Origin of the sequence: Janthinobacterium sp. SUN128, from assembly GCF_030587275.1 — a bacterium.
GTDB classification, from domain to species: domain Bacteria; phylum Pseudomonadota; class Gammaproteobacteria; order Burkholderiales; family Burkholderiaceae_D; genus Janthinobacterium; species Janthinobacterium lividum.
In genome coordinates this window covers 1328436-1350224 of sequence record NZ_JAPWHY010000001.1, presented here as the reverse complement: position 1 = coordinate 1350224, position 21789 = coordinate 1328436, and the positions used below count along the sequence as shown (strand labels likewise).

21 protein-coding genes are annotated in these 21789 nt (G+C 64.4%); 6 read left to right on the top strand and 15 right to left on the bottom strand.

Going from position 1 to position 21789, the window contains the following annotated elements:
* The first annotated feature begins 86 nt into the window (after nucleotides 1-86).
* The 3 genes from O3297_RS06110 (at nucleotide 87) to O3297_RS06100 (ending at nucleotide 3051) form a co-directional block, all read left to right on the top strand.
* Complete coding sequence (locus tag O3297_RS06110) at nucleotides 87-1103, top strand: aldo/keto reductase (RefSeq protein ID WP_305048064.1); 1017 nt, start codon at nucleotides 87-89, stop codon at nucleotides 1101-1103.
* 19 nt (nucleotides 1104-1122) lie between these two features.
* Nucleotides 1123-1539 (top strand): SRPBCC family protein, encoded by a 417-nt coding sequence (locus tag O3297_RS06105; protein ID WP_305048063.1) that lies wholly within the window; start codon nucleotides 1123-1125, stop codon nucleotides 1537-1539.
* 294 nt (nucleotides 1540-1833) lie between these two features.
* Entirely contained in the window at nucleotides 1834-3051 is a 1218-nt protein-coding gene (locus O3297_RS06100) for an MFS transporter (protein WP_305048062.1), read from the top strand.
* Between the two features lie 46 nt (nucleotides 3052-3097).
* Here O3297_RS06100 and O3297_RS06095 read toward each other — a convergent pair whose 3' ends face one another.
* From O3297_RS06095 to O3297_RS06075, 5 genes are all read right to left on the bottom strand, one after another.
* Nucleotides 3098-3796, bottom strand: coding sequence for an aspartate/glutamate racemase family protein (locus O3297_RS06095; RefSeq protein ID WP_305048061.1), 699 nt, complete (start codon nucleotides 3794-3796; stop codon nucleotides 3098-3100).
* Nucleotides 3797-3903: 107 nt separating this feature from the next.
* Complete coding sequence (locus O3297_RS06090; protein WP_289915219.1) at nucleotides 3904-4350, bottom strand: hypothetical protein; 447 nt, start codon at nucleotides 4348-4350, stop codon at nucleotides 3904-3906.
* A gap of 6 nt (nucleotides 4351-4356) precedes the next feature.
* A complete protein-coding gene (locus O3297_RS06085) occupies nucleotides 4357-4872 on the bottom strand; it encodes a hypothetical protein (RefSeq protein ID WP_305048060.1) in 516 nt (171 codons plus the stop codon).
* Between the two features lie 19 nt (nucleotides 4873-4891).
* Complete coding sequence (locus O3297_RS06080; RefSeq protein WP_305048059.1) at nucleotides 4892-6433, bottom strand: ATP-binding protein; 1542 nt, start codon at nucleotides 6431-6433, stop codon at nucleotides 4892-4894.
* Nucleotides 6434-6444: 11 nt separating this feature from the next.
* Complete coding sequence (locus tag O3297_RS06075) at nucleotides 6445-7275, bottom strand: alpha/beta fold hydrolase (protein ID WP_305048058.1); 831 nt, start codon at nucleotides 7273-7275, stop codon at nucleotides 6445-6447.
* Between the two features lie 238 nt (nucleotides 7276-7513).
* On the opposite strand from O3297_RS06075, the gene O3297_RS06070 reads away from it, so the two are divergent.
* On the top strand, nucleotides 7514-8773 hold the full coding sequence (locus tag O3297_RS06070; protein WP_305048057.1) for a PepSY domain-containing protein: 1260 nt from the start codon (nucleotides 7514-7516) through the stop codon (nucleotides 8771-8773).
* Between the two features lie 334 nt (nucleotides 8774-9107).
* Nucleotides 9108-11411, top strand: a complete 2304-nt coding sequence (locus O3297_RS06065; protein ID WP_305048056.1) for a TonB-dependent receptor — start codon at nucleotides 9108-9110, stop codon at nucleotides 11409-11411.
* Here O3297_RS06065 and mdcH read toward each other — a convergent pair.
* From mdcH to mdcA, 9 genes are read right to left on the bottom strand one after another with little or no spacing between them, the layout of a single operon-like run.
* The gene (mdcH, locus tag O3297_RS06060) at nucleotides 11408-12346 is read right to left on the bottom strand and encodes a malonate decarboxylase subunit epsilon (RefSeq protein WP_305048055.1); all 939 of its coding nucleotides are present in this window, start codon (nucleotides 12344-12346) and stop codon (nucleotides 11408-11410) included. The genes O3297_RS06065 and mdcH overlap by 4 nt on opposite strands.
* The gene (locus O3297_RS06055) at nucleotides 12343-12960 is read right to left on the bottom strand and encodes a malonate decarboxylase holo-ACP synthase (RefSeq protein ID WP_305048054.1); all 618 of its coding nucleotides are present in this window, start codon (nucleotides 12958-12960) and stop codon (nucleotides 12343-12345) included. The genes mdcH and O3297_RS06055 overlap by 4 nt, the downstream gene beginning before the upstream one ends.
* Nucleotides 12960-13724, bottom strand: coding sequence for a malonate transporter subunit MadM (gene madM, locus O3297_RS06050; RefSeq protein WP_034781494.1), 765 nt, complete (start codon nucleotides 13722-13724; stop codon nucleotides 12960-12962). The genes O3297_RS06055 and madM overlap by 1 nt, the downstream gene beginning before the upstream one ends.
* Nucleotides 13717-14145 carry a malonate transporter subunit MadL gene (madL, locus tag O3297_RS06045; protein WP_070256246.1) on the bottom strand — a complete coding sequence of 143 codons (429 nt, stop codon included), beginning with the start codon at nucleotides 14143-14145 and terminating at the stop codon, nucleotides 13717-13719. Before madL ends, madM begins: the two co-directional genes overlap by 8 nt.
* A gap of 54 nt (nucleotides 14146-14199) precedes the next feature.
* Nucleotides 14200-15012 (bottom strand): biotin-independent malonate decarboxylase subunit gamma, encoded by an 813-nt coding sequence (gene mdcE / locus O3297_RS06040; protein ID WP_305048053.1) that lies wholly within the window; start codon nucleotides 15010-15012, stop codon nucleotides 14200-14202.
* Complete coding sequence (locus O3297_RS06035; protein ID WP_305048052.1) at nucleotides 15009-15863, bottom strand: biotin-independent malonate decarboxylase subunit beta; 855 nt, start codon at nucleotides 15861-15863, stop codon at nucleotides 15009-15011. The genes mdcE and O3297_RS06035 overlap by 4 nt, the downstream gene beginning before the upstream one ends.
* The gene (locus tag O3297_RS06030) at nucleotides 15860-16168 is read right to left on the bottom strand and encodes a malonate decarboxylase subunit delta (RefSeq protein WP_305048051.1); all 309 of its coding nucleotides are present in this window, start codon (nucleotides 16166-16168) and stop codon (nucleotides 15860-15862) included. The genes O3297_RS06035 and O3297_RS06030 overlap by 4 nt, the downstream gene beginning before the upstream one ends.
* Nucleotides 16155-17045, bottom strand: a complete 891-nt coding sequence (locus O3297_RS06025) for a triphosphoribosyl-dephospho-CoA synthase (protein ID WP_370385386.1) — start codon at nucleotides 17043-17045, stop codon at nucleotides 16155-16157. The genes O3297_RS06030 and O3297_RS06025 overlap by 14 nt, the downstream gene beginning before the upstream one ends.
* Entirely contained in the window at nucleotides 17045-18718 is a 1674-nt protein-coding gene (gene mdcA / locus O3297_RS06020; protein ID WP_305048050.1) for a malonate decarboxylase subunit alpha, read from the bottom strand. The genes O3297_RS06025 and mdcA overlap by 1 nt, the downstream gene beginning before the upstream one ends.
* A gap of 119 nt (nucleotides 18719-18837) precedes the next feature.
* On the opposite strand from mdcA, the gene O3297_RS06015 reads away from it, so the two are divergent.
* On the top strand, nucleotides 18838-19770 hold the full coding sequence (locus tag O3297_RS06015) for a LysR family transcriptional regulator (RefSeq protein ID WP_305048049.1): 933 nt from the start codon (nucleotides 18838-18840) through the stop codon (nucleotides 19768-19770).
* A gap of 187 nt (nucleotides 19771-19957) precedes the next feature.
* On the opposite strand, the gene O3297_RS06010 is transcribed toward O3297_RS06015, so the two are convergent.
* The gene (locus tag O3297_RS06010) at nucleotides 19958-21787 is read right to left on the bottom strand and encodes a glycoside hydrolase family 15 protein (protein WP_305048048.1); all 1830 of its coding nucleotides are present in this window, start codon (nucleotides 21785-21787) and stop codon (nucleotides 19958-19960) included.
* Between the last annotated feature and the right edge of the window lie 2 nt (nucleotides 21788-21789).

Below are 21789 nucleotides of genomic sequence, written 5' to 3'. Positions count from 1 at the left end.
CTTAAGTTGCGCCAATTATGTCTTGGACAGGCTTAACTTGTCCAGCTATTCTGTCTTCACTGATCCACACATTGAAGGAAAACATCATGACAATCAAACACTTACTGACAGGCAAACTGGGTTTCGGCACGGCGCCGCTGGGCAATATGTTCCGCAACATTCCGGAACAGGAAGCGCTGGCGACCGTCGACGCGGCGTGGGAATCGGGCATCCGCTACTTCGACACGGCCCCGTTCTACGGCGCCGGCCTGGCCGAGCTGCGCCTGGGCGCCGCCCTGAAGCAGCGCCGCCGCGACGATTACGTGCTCAGCACCAAGGTCGGCCGGCTGATCCTCGATGAACTGGAAGACCCCACCGCCCGCGAACTGGGCGAAAAAGGCGGCCTGTTCGAATTTGGCCGCAAGAACAAGATTGTCGATGACTACTCGGCCGACGCCGCCCTGCGTTCGATCGAAGACAGTTTGAAACGCCTGGATACGGACCACCTCGATATCGTCTGGGTCCACGACATCGCCCAGGATTTTCATGGCGACAACTGGCTGGCGCAATTCGAGATTGCCCGCACGGGCGCCTTCCGCGTGCTGACCCGCTTGCGCGAAGAAGGCGTCATCAAGGCCTGGGGCGTGGGTGTGAACAAGGTGGAACCGCTGGAACTGACCCTGGACCTGGCCGAAGCCCAGCCGGACGCCTTCCTGCTGGCCGGCCGCTACACCCTGCTCGACCATGAACGGGCGCTGCAGCGCCTGATGCCTGCCGCGGCAAAACAGAACGTCGACATCGTCGTGGGCGGCCCCTACAGTTCAGGCATCCTGGCCGGCGGCGCGCACTTTGAATACCAGAAAGCCTCGCCCGAGATCATTGCCAAAGTCGAACGCATCAAGTCCATTGCCGCACGCCATGGCGTCAGCGTCAAGGCTGCCGCCCTGCAATTTTCCCTGGCCAATCCGGCCGTGGCCGCCGTGATCCCCGGCGCCAGCCGTCCGGAACGCCTGGCCGAAGACCTGGCAGCCTTGAACAGCGTCATCCCCGCCGCATTCTGGCAAGACATGCGCGCCGAGCAACTGGTATCGGCCTTCGCCCCCCTGCCCGGCGACACTCTCTGATATAGACAAGGAATTCATCATGGCACATACCACTACTTCGATCGACATCGCTGCCACGCCGGCACAAGTGTGGCAACTGATCGGGGGCTTCAATTCGCTGCCCGACTGGCTGCCCTATATTCCCAGCAGCACGTTAAGCGCAGGGGGCCGCATCCGCCACCTGGCCAACCCGGCCGGCGACGTCATCGTCGAGCAGCTGGAAGCGTACGACAATGCAGCGCGCAGCTACAGCTATTCCATCCTGCAGGCGCCGTTTCCCGCCGCCGATTACCTGTCGACCCTGCAAGTGAGCGCGATTGCCGGCAGCGACGGCACGCAGGTCACCTGGTCGGGCCGCTTCACGCCGGTGGGCGTGAGCGAGCAGGAAGTGACGGACCTGTTCCACGGCATTTATGTGGCGGGACTGGAAGCGCTGCAGCAATCGTTAGCGAAGTAATACGCAAGGAAGACCATTTCCGCCACAGCCAGGCTTTCTTCGCTCTCCCTGTGGCGGAATCGCGCAGATTCCGTGTTATCGTTAACAACAAGAGCAAACGCTGTTGTGTGCGGTGCAGCAAATTTTAGCCGGCGCCCTGCAGAGCTTGCCCGAATCTCTTACAATGTTGTCTTTGGGCAGCTCTTCTAGCCCGAAAATACCGGCCATCCGTCGATTCTGGTGGCGCATTGCCACCTCCGGCTGGGCCACTGCGCGCCCCTCCGCCCTGTCATTCTTTACCAAACTAACAAGAACATGCACGCCTCCGTAGATCCCCTGATTCCGCGCGTCACCGCGCCTTTTGGCGCTGGCTATGCCGACCTGGCCCTGGCCATCGGCGGCCTCGCCATCGGCACGGGCGAATTCGCCTCCATGAGCATCCTGCCCGTGGTGGCCGACGACCTGGGCACGACCTTGCCGCAGATGAGCCACATGATCAGCGCCTACGCGCTGGGCGTGGTCATCGGCGCGCCCCTGATCACGATCTTCCTGGCGCGCATGCCGCGCCGTTTGATGCTGATCTGTCTGATGCTGATGTTCGCTGGCGGCAACTTGCTCAGCGCTATCGCCCCTAACTATGGCTTGCTGGTCGTCGCCCGCTTCGTGGCCGGCATCCCGCACGGCGCCTACTTTGGCGTGGCGGCGTTGGTGGCGGCCGCCCTGGCCGAACCGGACCGGCGCGGCCAGGCCGTGGCCCGCGTCCTGATGGGCTTGACCGTGGCGAATATCTTTGGCGTGCCGCTGGCCACGTATATCGGCCAGACTCTGGGCTGGCGCTCGGCCTTTTTGCTGGTCGCCGCGCTGGGTTTGCTGACCATGCTGATGGTGCGCATCTTCGTGCCCATGGTCGCTGCCGGCGATTCGAGCCCGCGCCGCGAACTGGGCGTCTTCCGCCGCCTGCAAGTGTGGCTGACCCTGCTGATGGTAGCGATCGGCTTCGGCGGCATGTTCGCCGTCTACACGTTTATTACGCCAACCCTGCTGGAAGTGACAAAAGTGTCCCCACTCGTCATTTCCATCTTGCTGGCCATTATCGGTATCGGCATGACGGTGGGTAATCTGATCGGCGGCTGGCTGGCAGACCGCTCGCGCCTGTGGACCATCTTCGGCGTGTTGCTGTGGAACGTGGCCGCCCTGGCCGCCTTTACCTATACCAGCAGCAATGTCTGGCTGACGGCGATCAACCTGTTCGCCATCGGCGCCGGCATCGCCGTCGCTCCGGCCGTGCAGACGCGCTTGATGGACGTGGCCGGCGACGCGCAAACCGTGGCCGCCGCCCTCAACCACTCCGCCTTCAACATCGCCAACGCGCTGGGCGCGTGGGCCGGCGGCATCGCGATCGCCATGGGCATGGGTTTACGCTCGACGGGCTGGGTGGGCGCCATGCTGGCCTGCGGCGGCATCGTCATGCTCGGCATTTCCGTGCTGGTGGAAAACCGCAGCCGCAATGTGAGCGGCGCGCAGCCGGCTTGATGGTAAATGAGCGGCTCCCTTGCGGGCGCCGCTCATATGCGAGCATCTAGTCCTCGGTGGCAAACACCACTGCCGCCTCGCAATGAATCGCCGTGGTATTAAATAGCGGCAAATCGACATCGCCGGGCTTGACCAGCAATGGAATCTCCGTACAGCCCAGAATCACGCCCTGCACGCCTTGCAGCCGCAGTTTCTCGATGATCTCCAGGAAAATGTTCCGGCTGGCGTCGGTAACAATATTCTGCACCAGTTGCGTGTAGATAATGTCGTGCAAGATTTCCTGGTCGGCCTCATCGGGCGTCACGGTCGTGATGTCCAACTTCTCCAGCGCATCGTGATAAAAGCTGCCCGTCATGGTCTGTTTAACGCCCAGCAAGCCGACCTTGCGCACACCCGACTGCTGCACCCGCTTCGCAGTTTCCTCGACGATGCTGATAAAAGGCAAGCCGATCCGCGGCACGACGGCCGGCGCGAAGCGGTGCGCACCGTTCGCGCACAGCAGGAAGAAATCCGCGCCCATGCCTTGCAGGCGCAGCCCTTCGCCGATCAGAAATTGTTCGATGGCATGCGAATCGGGCTGCGCCGCGTGCGCAACGAAATCGGCCTGGTCCATGCTGACCAGCATGATGCGCGCGCTGTGCGCGGGTCCGATGCACGCCACCAGCATTTCATTGATGAGCCGATAGTATTCCAGAGTCGAGGCCCAGCCGATGCCGCCAAGTAAACCGATAGTCTTGTTTTGCACATTATTCCCAGCGAAAAGAATTGCGCAAATTATACGGTGAGATATATCAATTTATCTCAGCGATGCAAGCGGACAGGACTGTCAGAAGTGAAGCATCTCAACGATGCTTAACGGTCCGTACAACTCGCGCCAAAGCCCGTACGCCATTGCCTGTAGCCCGTTCCCGCGTTAGCGGCCTCCGCCAGCAAACGCTGTATCGCATGGAAGCCAAACAGGCTGGCGCAGGCGCACAGCGCGGCGTCATCCACTTCATCCTCGTATGCATTAAGAAATAGTTCTGCCAGTAAGCCTTGCAGCGATGCATAGCTGCGCCACACCTCGTCAATATTTTCCAGGCTGCAGCGCTCGAAACAGCCATTGGCAGGATTGAAGTAATCGAGCACCATGCCGCATTCCCACAAGGCCACGATACCGCTCCCTGCCATGGGCGAGGAACGCCATGCACGCGCCGCCTGGCAACGGTAATCCAATGGCGATGCAACGCTATCACCATCCAGATGAGCCAGCAAAGCTTCGCTGAGTCCCAGCGCGCGCAGCACATTATTGTCAGTCATCTGCACCTACTTCATATCATGGGTATTGGAGGTCTGTCGGCGGTATTCGCGCTCGAACGCGGCCATGCTCTCCACCTGCGCCCACAGGCTGGCAATATATCGGAATTCATCCTCGAACGGCAGCTCGAAATCGGCTACGTCCATCGCATACTCGCAATTGCGGCTCAGCATCACCAGCCAGTCCGGATAGCCAAGCGCCGGGTACAGGTGGGTAAAGATGGCATCGAGCGACGCCGCGCTTTCCCGGCCCGCCAGGTAGGCGGCGCGCAGTTCGACGATGTATTTGCCGGCCAGGAATTGTTCACTGAGGCGCTGCGCTCCCCGGTAGCGCTCGATGATGGCCTCGGCCAGCGGCAGCACCTCGTCGCGGCCCCGGGCGCTGGCCAGCAGCACGACTTCCAGGTCGTCGCCTTCCTCGTCTCGGCGCAGGCGTTCCACAGCCCAGTCCACGCAGCGGTCCGCCCGGCCAAATCCCATGCGCAGCTGGAAAACGGCGATTTCAAGTACTGTCAGTTGTTCCATTACCTTCAATTCATTCTTACTATTCTGCACCCGCCTGCAACATCTTCTGTAACACCGCATCGAGCTCATAAAAATCCACGGGCTTGGTCAGGTGCAAATCAAAGCCCGCATCGGACGCCATCTGGCGGTCCTTGTCCTGGCCCCAGCCCGTGACGGCCACGAGGATGGCATCCTTGCCGCAGGGTTCACTACGCAGCAGCCGCGCCACGTCGTAGCCATTCATGTGCGGCAAGCCGATGTCGAGCAATATCACTTGCGGCATGAAGCTGTGCGCCGCCTCCATGCCGGCCGTGCCATCGTAGGCCGTGCGCACGTCATAGCCGAGAATGTCGAGCGCCAGCGCCAGGCTTTCGGCCGCGTCGGCGCTGTCGTCGATGACCAGCACCTTGCCGTCGCGCGTGCCCGCCAGCAGGCGGCGGTTGGGCTCGGGCGGCGCTTGCAAAGGCACGGCCGGCAGCGGCAGGCGCAATGCAAAGGTACTGCCCAGCCCCACCCCGTCGCTATGCGCGCTGATGCTACCGCCATGCAATTCAGCCAGGCCGCGCACCAGCGACAGGCCGATGCCCAGGCCGCCCTGGGCCCGCGACAGGGCCGGTTCCAGCTGCGAAAACAGCTCGAATACCTTGTCCAGGTGCTCGGGCGCGATACCGATGCCCGAATCGCGCACGGTAATGTGCACTTCTGTTTCCGTGCACGCCACGTCCAGTCCAATGACGCCATTGGCAGGCGTGTACTTGACGGCGTTGGTCAGCAGGTTGGCGATCATCTGCCCCAGGCGCGTCGCATCGGCGTCGAGCCAGATAGCTTGCGGCCATTGCTCCACGAGCACCTTGTGGCCGGATTGCGCGGCCAGCTCCGCCACGCTGTGCAGGGCCGCTTCCACCACGGGCGCCAGTTCCACGCTGGCGCGGCGCAGTTCCAGACGGCCCTGCGTGATGCGCGACACTTCCATCAAATCGTCGACCAGGTGCGTCATGTGCCCCACTTGCCGGCCCAGCACGTCCCGCGCCCAGCACAGTTGCGGGTCGTCCAGCTGCGCCAGGCGCAGCACTTCCAGCACATTGCGCATGGGCGCCAGCGGGTTGCGCAGCTCGTGCGCCAGGGTGGCCAGGAACTCGTCCTTGCGCCGGTCGGCGGCCGCCAGCTGCTCGTTGAGCTCGCCGGCCTCCTTGCGCGCCAACTGCAGCTGCTGTTCATATTTGCGCCGGTCGCTGGCGACAAAGACGGCGATCTCGTCATAACGCACGCCCTCGTGCTCGCGGCGCACGGCGTTGAACAGCATGGGGATGGATTGCCCCTGGCGCTGGCGCATGTCGAGCAAGATTTCCGACACGCTGCCCTGCACCTGCATCAGGGGCAGCCAGTGCGTCTGGTGGAATACGCGCCCGCCGATGGTCAGCAAATCCTGTAATTTCTTTTTCCCGAGCAATTCCCCGGCGCCATAGCCGAGCCAGCCACAGAAGGTGGCGTTCGCCTGCACGATGGTGCCATCGGCCGTGCACAGCAGCAAGCCGCAAGCTGCGTGCTGGAACAGGGTACCGGTATCAGGCAGGGAAGGCATCGTGTCGCGCATTACAGGTGCAGGCCATCGAGAAAATGACGGATGGTGCGGTAGCTGGCGTCGGGCACGCTCATGTGCGGACAATGGCCGACATTCTCGATCACCTGCAGGCTGCTGTGCGGCAGCATCTGGCGCAGGTACTCGCCCACAAACGGCGGTGCGATGAAGTCGTCGCTGCATTGCACGATCAGGGCCGGCGTGCTGTTGTACGGCAAGACGGCGCGGTGGTCGGACAAGAACGTGGCTTGCGCGAAATGCCGGGCAATGACGGGGTCGGTGCGGCAAAAGCTGCTCACCAGGTCTTGCCCCAGCGCCGGCTGGCCGGGCGCGCCCATGATGGCGGGCGCCATGCCGGCGGACCAGCCCAGGTAATTGCTCTCCATGGCATCGAGCAAGTCATCGATATCGGCACGGCTGAAGCCGCCCCGGTAGCCGGCCGCCGCATCGTCGACATAGCACGGCGACGGCGCCAGCATGACTTGTGCGGCGAACAGATCCGGCTCGGCGATCGTCGCCAGCAAGGCGCTCATGGCGCTGACGGAATGGCCGATGCAAATCACGGGGCCGCCGCCGACCGCATGGATGACCTGGCGCAAATCGGCCCCATGCGCGTCGAGCCGCGCATAGCTATCGAAATCATAGGCGGCCAGGTCCGAAGCGCCGCTGCCGACCAGGTCGAACAGCACGGTGCGGTAGCGCGGACGAAACAGCGGCTCCAGGTAGCGCCACATGGTTTGGTCGCAGCCAAAGCCGTGCATGAACACCATGGTAGCTGCCGCGCCCGCCTGCGGCGCGCCACTGCATTCGCTAATGCGGACATTGTTCCGGTCTTCTATACGCATGCCGCTTCAGCCTTGAATATTTCCATGTGGAATGTAAATTAACTTCTTGCTAGCATCTTAGCATGCGCCATTTAACCTTGGTCAACACTATTGGCGCTAGACAAACGCCATGCCAAGGCGGATAATGAGAACGATTCCCATTATCAAAATATCAGGCCTGTGCCTGGCATTTCCCTGTGCGCCCCAGTGGCGCCCGCTGGCGGCAACAAGCCGGTTTCATGTTGAAGGTTTGTACCGCATGCGCGCTTTCTGGACTGTCATACACCGCTGGGCCGGCCTCACCATCGCCCTCTTCCTTATCGTTGCCGGACTCACGGGCGCCGTCACGTCGTGGGACCATGAACTGGACGAGTGGCTCAACGCCGACATCATGGACACGCCGGGCCGCGGTCCCCTGCAGCAACCATTTGCGCTGGCGCAAAAAGTCGCTGCCGCCGATCCGCGCGTGGAAGTCAATTACATGACCCTGGGCCTGGAAGAAGGCCATGCGGCCGCCTTCATGGTGCGCCCGCTAACCGACCCGGCCACGAACAAACCGTTCGTGCTCGACTACAACACCGTCTACATCGACCCCGTCACGGCGCAGATTACGGGCACGCGCGATTCGACGGCCATTTCCCTGTCGCGCCGCAGCCTGATGCCGTTCTTGCGCCACCTGCACTACAGCCTGCACGTGCCCGCCTTCTGGGGCACGGACCGCTGGGGCTACTGGCTGATGGGGACGGTGGCCCTGATCTGGCTGCTCGACAGCATGGTGGCGCTTTACCTGACCACGCCGCGCCGTTTGCGCCCGCGCGCGCAAGACGAAACGCCGCGCCACCGCGATGCCGCCAGCTGGTGGCAACGGTGGAAACCAGCGTGGGTGGTGCGCTGGGCGGCCGGCGGCTACAAGCTCAATTTCGATCTGCACCGCGCGGGCGGCCTGTGGGTGTGGATAATCATTATTGTCGTCGCGTTTACGTCGTTCTCGCTGAACCTGTACCGCGAAGTGTTTTATCCCGTCATGTCGCTGGTCTCCACCACCACACCGGGGCCGTACGAAACGCAAACGCCGGCGCCCTACGGCACGTATATCACGCCCGTGATCGGTTTCGAGCAGGCGGTGGAGATCGCCAAAAAGCAGGCCGTGCAGCGCGGCATCACCTCGCCCATCGGCGGCATTTATTATGGCGGCAACTATTCGTTCTACAACGTCTCCTTCTTCGACCCCGCCGACGAATTCGGCGCGGCCGGCATGGGCCTGTCGAACCTGTACGTCGACGGCATGGATGGCAGCGTCATCGGCCAGCACAAACCGTGGGAAGGCACGGCCGCCGACGTCTTCGTGCAACTGCAGTTCCCCCTGCATTCGGGCCGCATCCTCGGCTTGCCTGGGCGCATCATGATGTCCTTCATGGGAGTGATGGTGGCCATGCTGTCCGTGACGGGCATCGTCATCTGGGAGCGCAAACGGCGCGCGCGCCGGCTGCAGGTGAAAAAGCCAGCGAACTTCACCTGAAGCAGCGACTCCATCACGGCGCAAGCGGACCAATGCAGTCTGCGCCGCATACCTTGCCAGCGGCCTGATCACGCGCAACGCGCAAGGCCAGCACACCTCCCCACTTTACAACCCAGTAGCCGGCACATGCCGGCTGCCTGCGCTGCGCAGCTTCCGTGCGCCAGTCCGCCGATGCCCTTAAATGCAGTTTACTTGCAATAGCATTACGCGCAAGTTATTATTGCAACTCGATTGCATTTACGCCTTCACGCCGGGCCTGCGTCCAGCGCCAGCACCAGCACCACCTTCCGCCTTTTTAGAAAGTCCTATGCGCCATCACGTATTCGCAGCTGCCATGCTGTCCACTGCCCCGCTCGCTTACGCGGCGGACGACGTCACCCTGCAAACCATCAAGGTCCGCGCTGACCGGCCTTCCACCATCGACAGCGTCGTCCTCGTCGAAAATACGCAAGCCCAGAACCGGACCCTGGGCGGCATGCTAGAACATGTCTCGGGCGTGCAAAGCAGCGCCTTCGGGCCGAATGCGGGCGCACCGGTGATACGCAGCCTGAGCGGCAGCCGCGTGCAGATCCTCGAGGATGGTCAGTCCATCCTCGGCATGAATGCGCTCAGCGGCGACATCAACATCCCGTTCGATCCGCTGTTTGCGCGCAGCGCGACCGTCAACAAATCGTCGGACGCCGTGCGTTTCGGCGGCAATGCGATTGGCGGCAGCGTCGACGTGGATTCCGGCCTCATTTCCAGGAAGATGGAAAGCAAGGAGAAGGACGTGGAATTTGTCCTGCGCAAGGGTTTCAACGATGCCAATGCCCAGGGCTTGCGCATGAACTTCAACGATGGCAAGCACTTCTCGACGAATCTGCAACTATCCTTCCAGAAGATCGGGCATTACGATATTCCCGGCAACAGCAAGGCCAGCGTGTGCAACAGCCAGCTGTTCCCCGTGAAGGGTGGCGTGAATACCTTCCTGGCCGACAGTTGCCAGAAGGAAGCGCGCATTCAGCAAATCTACAACAAGGCTTCACAACCGTTTATCGACCAATTCATGACGGAAAATCCGGACTGGGCGGATGGAGACTTTTCCTTCTATACCAATCAGCCGACGTCCGTCTGGCAGCGCAAGACCTACGTCAATCCGGCCAACCCCGCCTACGTGCCCGGTACGCCGTCCACGACCCAGAACAAGATCAACAAGGACGTGACCCCGGACTACCACGGCACCCTGGGCAACAGCTATGCCAGCAATTCCCATTTTGCCGTCGGCAGCACCTACTTTTTCAACCGTGGCTACGTGGCCGTCAGCATCGATACCAAGAATAGCGAGTATGGCGTGCCGGGTTTTTCCATGGAAAACAAGTCTTTCGGCGCGAACTATGACGAAGGGCTGCCCGTCGGCGTGGTGATACAGCAAGATAAATATGCGCTGGAAGCCAATCTGCTCGACCCCGTCGCGTACATTGAAAGCGCGCAACTACGCGTGTCCCGCTTGAGCAATGCCTCGGGAGAACGCCTCGGTGCGGCCAAGGCGAATGACTACCAGTTCGACACCAATCAGGCCGAGCTCCTGCTGACGCACCGGCGCGCAGGGCCATTGAGCGGCTTGCTTGGCCTCAGCCATAAAACCAGGGATATCGCCGGCAGCGGCCCGCAGCTTTACCTGCCCGATGCGAGCACGGCCAGCCGCGCGCTGTTCGTCAAGGAAAGCCTCGACGTCGACTGGGCCACCTTCGACGCGGGCTTCCGCCATGAAAAAGTGGACCACGAGATCCGCAAGAGCGGATTCAAGACATCGAGGAATGCAAAAAATGCCAAACTCGAGGACAGGTCGTTCAGCCTGAACAGCTACAGCCTGGGGGCCTCGGCCAAGCTGGGCCAGCTGTTCGGTGCGAAGCTGCGCTATGCCTCCTCGGAAAGAGCGCCCGACGTCAATGAGTTGTATGCGAGCAACCGGCACTATTCCATCATGACCCAGGAAGAAGGCAACCAGGATTTGAAGGCGGAGCGCGCTCGAAATACCGAACTCACCGCCCTGTTCGGCAATCGCGGCTTTGCCATGTCGGCGACGGGCTATGTCATGAAGTACGAGAACTATCTCTACCTTGGCCACTCGGGCGCCCAGATGGCCAATCGCCTGCCCTTGAAATATTGGAAGCAGACCGATACGACGGTCAAGGGATTCGAGATCGACGCCTCCCAGGTCATACAGCTTGGCAGCTACGGAAAACTGAACCTGTCCGCATTTGCCGACCTGGTCAAGAACAAGGCGGACAACCCGGACAAGCTGCGCGCGCACAACGATGGCGCGTATCTGCCCAACATGCCCACCAACCGCTATGGCGCGAATCTGCTGTGGGAAAACATGGGGTGGAAGGCCAGGCTGTCCGGCACCCGGTATGACAAGCAAAAGTACCTGGGCAAAAGCGTCAGCGAGGAAGTGCCGCTCGACGGCTACACCATGGTGAACTTCCAGGTGAGCCGCGCGCTGCAGGTGCCGAACTCGCCGTTTGCAGGCATCGACGTGTTCATCAGCGGCACCAACCTGCTCGATGACGATGCCCGGCCGCACAATTCTCCACTGAAATACATCGCGCCCTTGCCGGGCCGTGGATTCCAGATTGGCTTGAGCGCCAGGCTTTAAGGCACGGCGCCGTTGCGCTCCCGCTGTACCAGCGCCAGCAGGCTGTCGCCCCGGTTGCCGTCGCAGCAGATGGCCACGCCGTCCGTGAAGTCGGGCGCCGTCAGCCGCGTGAGGACGCTGCCGGGCGGCATTTCCAGCGCCAGCCGGGCACCCCGCTCCCACGCCAGGCGCACGGTACTGCTCCACTGTACGCGCTGGGCCATGTTGGCCGCCAGGCTGTCGCGGATGCGGGCCGGGTCGAACAGCGCGCGCGCCGCGCTGCTACTCAGATAGACGAGCGATGGCCGGCGCAGGGCCACGCCCTCGAAGGCGGCGGCCATGTCGCCTGCGGCGGCCTCCATCAACGGGCAATGCGACGGCACGCCGACGGCTAGGCGCTTGGCCTTGCTGGCGCCGTGCGCCAGGGCCAGCGCCATCACGGCTTGCAAGGCGGCTTCGCTGCCGGCAATGGCGATCTGGCGCGGCGCATTCAGGTTGGCGACATACACGGGCGTAGCTGCGCCGTGCACCTCGGCCAGCACGGGTTCGAGTTGCGCCAGATCAAGCCCGATGATGGCCGCCATGCCGTAACCGGTGGGATATGCCTGCTCCATCAGCTCTCCGCGCCGCGCCACCAGGCGCAGTGCATCCGCATAATCGAGCGCGCCGGCGACGACGGCCGCCGCATACTCGCCGATGGAAAAACCGGCCACCATGTCGGGCAGCGCGCAGCGCGCCGCCAGGGAGCGCGCCATGGCCACGCCCGCAATCAGCAAGCACAGTTGCACGGCCCGCGTCGACGCCAGCGCGGCAGCCGTGTCCAGCGCCAAAGGATCGTGGCCCAGCACGTCCGCCGCTTCGGCCAAAGCCCCCGCCACGGCCGCATCGTCGGGCAGCGCATGCAGCATGCCCGGATACTGGGCGCCCTGGCCCGGAAAGGTAAATAGCACGCTCATGCCATCTCCCATGGCGTGGCCGTCAGCACGGGACCGTGATCCGTTTTCAGCAAGACCTTGCCCCGGCCCGCCGCCCACTCGGCATACGCAAAGCCGCCACTGCCCGTGTCGATCTGCAGATCCAGCCGGCACGCCGTGACAGTCGCCGCGATGGTACGCAGGGCGCAGGCCTGCGCGGCGTCCGGCGGCGCGGCGATGCGCAGCACGAGATCGAGGTCGCTGTCGGCGCGCAGCACGGGCAAGCCGCTCGCCAGGGCGAAGCCCACGCCGCCCGTCGGCCCCCAGGCCCAGCCCGTGGCGTCGAGCAGCGGCGCCACCTGCCGCAGCGCATCGAGCGCAGTACAGTCAAAACCGGACGACGGGGTGTGCGCCAGCCGCGCCAGCATTTCCGGCCTGACGCTACGCACGACGGCGGCCGCGTCCACTTCGCATGCATGCCGCTCGCTGCGCAGCATACCGCGCATGCCCACGGGGATGCGCCCGGGCGCCGTGCTGGCGCGCCGCACCACCAGCGGCGCCGCCCGCAGCCAGGCCGCGTCGGCCCAGGCGGGCAAGGATGCGCCGTCCGGCAAGCCGGATACCCATAGCAAGTCATGCGCGCGCCAGGCTTCCATCAGGCCACCACCGCCTTGACGGCAAAGAACAGCAAGGACGGTCCCAGCAAGCAGCCCAGGCCCGTATGAAACGTGGCCACCAGCGCGCCATACGGCACCAGCTTGCGGTCCGTGGCGGCCAAGCCGGCCGACACGCCGCTGACGGTGCCGGCCAGGCCGCCGAAGACCATCGCCGAGCGCGGCGTTTTCAGGCGCAGAAAGCGCGCCGCGGCGGGCGTGCCCACCATCACCAGGATAGCCTTGATCAAGCCCGCCGCGATGCTCAATGCCATGACGTCCGAACTGGCGCCGATGGCCGCGCCCGTGACGGGGCCGACGATGTACGTGACGGCGCCGGCGCCGATGGTGGTCATGCTGACGGCGTCCGAATAGCCAAAGGCATAGGCAACACCGGCGCCAACGAGGAAGGGCAGCACCACGCCCAGCACCAGCGCCACCAAGCCGATCAGGCCAGCCTTGCGCGCTTCCGTCGCCTGCACCTCGAAGGCAGTGGCGACGATGGCGAAGTCGCGCAGCATGGCGCCGCCCATCAGGCCGATGCCGCCGAACAGCGACAAATCGGCCAGGCCCTTGTGGCCGCCGCTATGCACGCCGCCCCAGTAAGCGAGCCCCAGGCCGATCACGATGGCGATGGCCGAGCCGTGCACGCGGCCGAAGGTCAGGTACTTCGACAGGGCGATCGACAGCAGCATGATCAGGCCGACAAAGGCGAAGGCCGTCACCAGGCCATTGTGGATGGCGGCTTTTTCAAAGATTTCAAGCATGACGGTGCTCCTTCATCAACATCGAGTCGGCTTGCACGCGGTCAGCTTCAGCGGCAGCGATTGCAGCAGGGCTTTCCGAACGGTTAATCAGCGAAATCACGGCACCGCAAACGAGCACGGAACCGATGGCGGCCAGCACGGCCACCGGCCCGCCGCGCAGGGCCGCCACCACGTCCTGCTGCGCCGCCATCGCCACCACCACGGGAATATACATGGCGCCCCAGTATTCGACGCCCCGTTCCGTCATCTGCGGCAGCCAGGATCGGCGCTGCATGTACAGGCGGGCGCAGATCAGCAGCAGCATGGCGATGCCCACGCCGCCCACGTTGGTCTTGACGCCCATCAGCTGCCCGAGCAGGTCGCCCAGGAAGATGCCGAGCAAATGGCATAACGCCAGCAGTGCGGTTCCGTAAATGATCATGATTGTCTCCGTTATAGGAATAGGAATGACTTGGTGTCTTCTCTGTTGTTTCACCTACCACTGCTGCTGCAATACCTCCCTGACTCTTGCCGATGCCTGGCGGTGCGGCGCGCCCAGGCGGCTGGAAAGATCCCGCTGCGGGTCGGCGCGGATATCGCCGAGAGCCGCCTGCAGGCAGGCGTCGACGGCGGCCGTATCCTGCGCCGACGGATCATCGGGCTGCGCCACCTGCAAGGTTTGCCACAGCAGTCCCAGGCTGGCGTAGTTCCTGATGTCGTAGGCCATCGGCGCGATGGTCGCGGCCAGCGCTTCGAGCGCTTCCACGGTGCGCAGGGTGATGCGCGCCGCCGACGCCTTGCCCATGGCGTGCACCATCACTTGCGGATCGTCGAGCGCGATCAGGCGGTTGGCCTGGTAGCCGTGGGCGAGGAAGGCGCCCGACATGGCCTTGCCGACGATCAGCCCGATCACGGGATGGCCCGCCAGGCGCGCTTCGGCATAGGCGCCGGCAGCGCCGGCCAGCGCCTGGTGGATGCCGTACGCTTCCTCGCGCCGGCCATAGGCCTGGCTGGCCACGTCGATGACGGCGACGATGGGCCGTTTCACGGCCAGCGCGCGGTCCTCGGCAACCACCTGCTGCACGGCGCGCGCCAGCTGCCACGCCTCGGCCAGGCCGATTTCTCCCGTGCGGGCACGCGCAAAACGGTTGTCCGGGTCGGGCAGCACGGCGAGGTAGCGCGCCGGCGCGCCCGCCAGCGGCGCGTCGACCACGCGCACGGAAGGCGGGTAGCCGTCCAGCGGCGCAGCGTGATTCGTGAGTGCCGCCAGCCAGACGGCGCCGCGGCTCGTGTCGGTGATGGCGTTCATGCTGTTGCTCCTTTGCTGTAGATGCTACGCACGGCTTCCGGCGTGGCTTGCGAGCCCGCGTCCACTTGCGCCAGGCGGGCCAGGAAGACGTCGGCCTGGTCGCTGCGGTGCTGCGCCGGCACGCCGCGTGCGAACAATGCGGCCACGGTGGCGCGCATCTGCGCCGTGTCGTCTTCCACATAGGCGTCGGCCAGGCCGCTGTGGAAGCGCTGCTCGCCGCCCGTCAGGCTCCAGATGAACGGTTTGTTGCGCGAGTCGAATTCGCCCACGCCCGCTTCCTGCTCGATCACGGCCGGCCCGTTGAGCCCCAGGCGCGCCTCGCGCGTGACGACCAGATAGCTGCACAGGCCCGCCGCGATCGACATGCCGCCGTAGCAGCCCACGGTGCCGGCGGTAATCCCGATCACGGGCTGGTAGCGGCGCAGGTCGACGATGGCGGCATGGATGTCGGCAATGGCAGCGAGGCCCAGGTTGGCTTCCTGCAGGCGCACGCCGCCCGTCTCGAACAGGATCACGGCCCGCGTCGGCACGCCCTGGCGGTTATCGCGCGCCGCCAGTTCCAGCGCGCCGGCGATTTTCGCGCCGCCCACCTCGCCCATGCTGCCGCCCTGGTAGGCGCCCTCGATGGCCAGCACCACGGCCGGCTGGCCATCGAACAGCCCCTTGGCCACCACCACGCCGTCATCCGCCTGCGCCGTGACGCCTTGTTTCGGCAGCCAGGGCGAAGCTATGCCGCAGAACGGATCGAGCAGTTCGCGCATGCTGCCATCATCCAGCAAGGCCCTGGCCCGGCTGCGCGCGCCCCGTTCGATGAAGCTGTCGCGCTCCAGCAATTCCTTCAATGTACTCATGCCGCCCTCCCCGCTTGCAATTCTTCATAGGCTTGCTCGATGCGCATGCGCACCACGCCCGGCGTGGCGCCGCAATCGTTGATGACGATGGCCGCCGCCGGCAGCGGCTCGCCGCCGAATACCCGCTGCAGGAGCGCATCCCACACGGCACCCTTGCCATCGACGGAGGTGTTGACGACGATGCGGATCACGCCATCGTCGCCAGGCTGCAGCAGCACTTCCAGGTCGCCCGAACCGACGACGCCGGCCAGGGCGCGCCCCGATGCCGGTGGCCCGGCCGGGAATGTATAGTCACGCGTTTCCATGCGCTTCTCCTTCTGTCAATCGGTCGAGGAACAGGGTGGCCGCCAGCAAGTCCGCCGCGCCGCCCGGCGACACGCCGCGCGCCAGCGCCACCGCTTCCAGCGCCAGCAGCGCCTCGGTACCGGCGGCAGTGGCCGCGCCGCCGGCGGCCAGTACCCGCGCCGCCCCCGTCTGCAATTCCAGCAAGGCCGCCTCGCCGCCGCGCGACAGCACGCAGGTGTCGTCCAGCTGGCTGAGAATGGCCAGCAAGGCGTTCAGCCGCGCCGTCGTCTCGCTGTCGCCGCGTGCCCGCGAGGCGTGCAACGCGGGTAGTCCCGCACCCGTCACCAGTGGGAAACCGGCGCGGGCCTGGCCCCGAGCGCCATCGACCTGATACTGGCGGCACGCCAGCTCGCCCTTGTTGCCGGTAACGCCAGGCGCGCCGCGGTCATGCAAACGGGCCAGCGCGCCGGCCCGCGCCGCCACGGCCTGCGGTGCCAGCGATGCGCCCCTAGCCCCCTGCTGCGCCGCCGCCGTCACCAGCAGGCCCAGCGCCCAGATGGCGCCCCGGTGCGTGTTCACGCCGCCCGTGGCTGCCAGCATCAGCGCCTCGCCATCGCGGCCGATGGCGCCGATGCGCTGGCGCAGCAGGTCGTCGTCTTCACTCTGCGCGCCGGCGTCGGCCATGGCTTGAAACACGGGCTCCAGCACGCAAGCCGACTGGCACATCAGGGCCCAGTTCAAGTCCGCATGGGCGCCACGGCTGCGCAAATCGACGAGGCCCGGTTTCGGCGTCAGGGTCACTTCATCGAGCAGCGCCTGCAGCACCTGCCGCGCCAGCGCCGCAGGGCGTACCTGCACCGGCACTGTCGTCGTCATTGTCATCATCATTGTGCTCATTACCAGCTCCTGAATTTGGCGGGTGGTTGATACAGGCCGTCGGACCATTCGACCAGGTCGGCGATGCTTTTCGCGGCCAGCAGCGAGCGGCTGGCCGCGCCGCGCTGCACGCCGATATCCTCGGGCAGCGCGATCAGGCCGTCGGCGCGCAATTTCGCCGTCGTCTTCGGGTCATGGCGCAGGCCGATGGGCGTCACGCCGGCCACGGCCGCCAGCATGGCCTTGCGTTCGTCCAGCGAACGGGCCTTGTACAGGTAGGCGATGCCCTCTTCCGTCAGCACGTGGGTGACGTCGTCGCCATAGATCATCACGGGCGCCAGCGGCATGCCGCTGGCCTGGCCCACGGCCACGGCGTCGAGCGATTCGACGATGGTCGGCTGGCCGCCGTCCTGAAACGTTTCGACCATCTGCACCACCAGCTTCCTGCCGCGCGCGAGCGGGTCGTCCGTCTCGATCAGGTCCAGCCAGGCGGGCGTCGGGTGGCGCCGGCCATGCGGATCGTGGCCCATATTGGGCGCGCCGCCGAAACCGGCCAAGCGGCCATTCGTCACGGTCGACGAATTGCCCAGGCCATCCATCTGCAGGGTGGCGCCGATGAACAGGTCGACCGCGTACTGGCCGGCCAGCTGGCACAGGGCCCGGTTCGAGCGCATGGAGCCGTCGCGGCCCGTGAAAAACACGTCGGGCCGCGCGGCCGCATAGCCTTCCATGCCCAGCTCCGCGCCGAAACAGTGCACGCTCTCGACCCAGCCCGTCTCGATGGCGGGGATCAGGGTCGGATGGGGGTTGAGTACCCAGTTGCGGCAAATCTTGCCCTTCAAGCCCAGCTGCTCGCCGTAGGTGGGCAAGATCAGTTCGATGGCGGCCGTATTGAAGCCGATGCCGTGATTGAGCGACTGCACCTGGTGTTTTTCATACACGCCGCGGATCGCCATCATGGCCATCAGCACGTGCACGGGCTTGATCACGCGCGGGTCGCGGGTAAACAAGGGTTCGATGAAGAACGGTTTGTCGGACTGCACGACGAAATCGATCCACGAGCCAGGCACGTCGACCCGCGGCAAGTCGCTGACGTCGTCGACGATCTGATTGACTTGGGCGATGACGATGCCGTCGCGAAAGGCGGCAGATTCCACCAGCGTGGGCGTATCCTCGGTGCTGGGTCCCGTGTACAGATTGCCCTGGCGGTCGGCCATGTAGCCGGCCACCATGACGACGTTGGGCGTGAGGTCGACGAACAGGCGCGCATACAGCTCGATGTAGGTGTGGATGGCGCCCACTTCCAGCAAGCCATCCTGCAGGAACTGGGCGATGCGCAGGCTTTGCGTGCCGGCAAACGAGAAATCGAGCTTGCGGGCGATGCCCCGCTCGAACAGGTCCAGATGCTCGGGCATGCTGACGCTGGGCATGATCAGGTGCAGATGGTGGATCTTGTCGGGATTGACCTGGGTCAGCATGCGGGCGAGGAAATCGGCCTGCTTCTGGTTATTGCCTTCAAGGACGACGCGGTCGCCCGGCGCAAGCAGCGCTTCGAGCACGGCGACCATGTCGCCCTGTTGCAGCACGGGGCCGCTCGCGTACTGGCGCACGGCTTCCAGGCGGCGGCGCTTCTCCGTGCGCCGCGTGTCCCATTGTTTTTGCCGCTGCGCTGGCGCTGCTGTGGCGGTTGACATCTTGCCTCCGGAATGAGCTATCGAACCCCGACGATAGAGCGAAAACGGAACCGCGACAATCAACCTGCTACCATGTTCATTACCCTGAAGTTAATGAACTCACGATAATCACGGTGATCATGGCCATCAACGAAGAAATTACCCTGAAAAAGCTGGAAGTTTTTCTCAGCTTCATGGAATTGAACAACCTGGCGCGGGTGGCCGATGCGCTGGGCCAGAGCACGGTCAGCGTGCACCGCGCCCTGCATTCGCTGGAAGACGGCTTGCGCTGCCCTCTGTTCAAACGCGAGGGGCGCAGCCTGATCCCCCTGCATGCGGCCTACACCTTTGCCGAATCGGCGCGGCGCGCGCTGGCCGAGTGCGAGGAAGGCGTGCGCAAGGTGCGGGAGATGTCGGGCATCAATCCCGTGCGCCTGAAGATCGGCTCCCTGTATTCATTGACCCTGCACTGCATCCCGCAACTGGTGATCGCCCTGAAGCTGCGCCGGCCGGGCCTGGACATCGACCTGACCCTGGGTTCGAACCGCGAACTGCTGCAAAGCCTGGCCGACGGCAGGCTGGACGCCATCATCGTCGGCGTGCAGGAAGACGAACAGCATGCCGGGCTGGTGGCCGTGCCCCTGTTCCAGGACGACATCTTCCTGGCCGCGCCGCTGGACTCGCCGTATGCGGGCGCCGCCTCGGTGGACCTGCAGGCGCTGCGCGACGACAAATTCGTCACGCTCAACGAAGGCTTCGTCACCTCGCAAAGCTTCAACCATGCATTCGAGCTGGCGGGATTCGTGCCCGACACGGCCATGAGGGTGGGCGACATCTTCTCGCTGATCAACCTGGTAAGCGGCGGCATCGGCTACAGCCTGCTGCCCGGCCGCGTGCGCGCCTTCAGCTCCCGCATCGAACTGATTCCGCTGGACGCGCGCTACGGCTCGCACCAGCAAATCACCCTGCTGATGCTGAGCAGCCGCGAGCGCGACCCGAATCTGCTGGCACTGGCGGCGGAATGCAGGTTATATGGGCGGCGCGAGCCTGCTCTACCCAAGACTTTGACTTAACATCTAAACAATGGCAAAGCAAACCATGGCCCGAACCCTCAACCCGGGCTCCCCGGGGCCAGCGGAGCTGAAAAATGCCCAGCGAATGGATAAGACCGGGCGCGCGGGCGCAGACAGTACGAATGTACGGCAAGCCCAAGCAACGCAGCCATGGGCATTTTCTCAGGCCCGCGATCCAGGCCCGCACTTAAATAGCGCTATCCCAAGGCGCCGACAACCGCACCGCGCAGTTGATGAGGCCCACCATCGAATACGTCTGCGGGAAATTCCCCCACATCTCTCCCGTCACGGGATGCGTATCTTCCGACAGCAAGCCCAGGTGATTGCGCGCCATTAACATTGTTTCGAATATCTGGCGTGCCTCATCTTTCCTGCCGATACGCGCCAGGGCGTCGATGCGCCAGAAGGTGCAGATGTTGAAGGCCGTTTCCGGCTTGCCGAAGTCGTCGGGCGCTTCGTAGCGGCGCATGTAGGGGCCGTCGCACAAGGACGCTTCCAGCGCATCGACGGTGGCGATGAAACGGGGGTCCATGGGGTCGATGAAGTTGACTTCCGCCATCAAGAGCACGGAGGCGTCCAGGTCGCGCCCACCCAGGCTTTCCGCGAAGGCCTGGCGCTCCTCGCTCCACGCTTCGCGCAGCAACCTTTCGCGGATCAGCACGGCGCGGCTGTTCCAGTGGTCGGCCCGGTCGTCCAAGCCCAGCTTGTGCGCGACCTTGGCCAGGCGGTCGCAGGCCGCCCAGCTCATCAGCATGGACGAGGTGTGGACGCGCGCCCGCGTGCGCAGCTCCCACATGCCCGCGTCCGGCTCCGCATGCAGGCGGAAGGCCTGGTCGCCCACGGCTTCCAGCGCGGCGAACTCGGCTTTTCCCGCCCGGTGGAACAGGCGGTGGTCGAGGAAAGCCTGGGCAGCACCGAGCACAATGTTGCCGTACACGTCGTGCTGGAAGTGTTCCTGCGCCTGGTTGCCGACGCGCACGGGGCCGTTGCCCCGGTAGCCGGGCAAGTGGTCGAGCATGGATTCGGGCAACTGCTCTTCCAGCCCGATACCGTACAGGGGCTGGATGTGGCCGCCTTTCGAGCGGGCGACGATATTCGTCAGCCAGCGCAGGTATTCCTCCATGGTGCCCACTTCCGACAGGCTGTTCAATGCACGCACGACGAAGAAGGCGTCGCGCAGCCAGCAGTAGCGGTAATCCCAGTTGCGGCTGCTGCCCGGCGCTTCCGGGATGCTGGTGGTCATGGCGGCGATGATGGCGCCCGTGTCCTCATATAAAGACAATTTCAGGGTGATGGCCGCGCGGATGACCACGTCCTGCCATTCCAGCGGCACGGCCAGGCGGCGCGTGTAGGTGCGCCAATAGTTGATGGTTTCCTTTTCGAAGATGCGCGCCGTTTCGTCGATGCCGCCGGCCAGGGTTTCATCCGGGCCCAGCAGGAAGTTGGCCGTGCCCCCAAGCACGAAATACGTTTCGCTCAGCACATAGTTGAGCGACACATCGGTGTTCAAGCGCAAGGTCTGTTCCGGCCCCACGTAACGGATGTGGTGGCTGCCCTGCGTGATCTGCGGCGCCAGCTTGCCCCAGTCGTAGCGGGGGCGCAAGCGCACCCGGATGCGCACGGCATGATCGAGCGGCCGCACCCGGCGGATCAGCATCAGCGGGCGGAACATGCGGTCGCGGCTGAGGAATCGGGGCGCGAAATCCGTGATTTCCACGCCGCGTCCATCCGTGTCGTACAGCCGCGTGCGCAGCACGGCCGTGTTCGGTTCATAAAACTGTTCGCTGCGGGCAAAGTTTTCAATGTCGATGGCCCACACGCTGCCGTTTTCCGTGGCGTCCAGCAAGCCGTTGAAGACGGGGTCGCCATCGAAACGGGGCAGGCAGGACCAGACGACCTGCCCCGCCTGGTCGATCAGGGCGCTGAAGGCGCAATTGCCCACCACGCCGCAGTTGAGGGATGCTGGCGCGGACTCACCGCCGGGGGTGTCATCAGCTTGTTCAGTGGATATGGTCATCA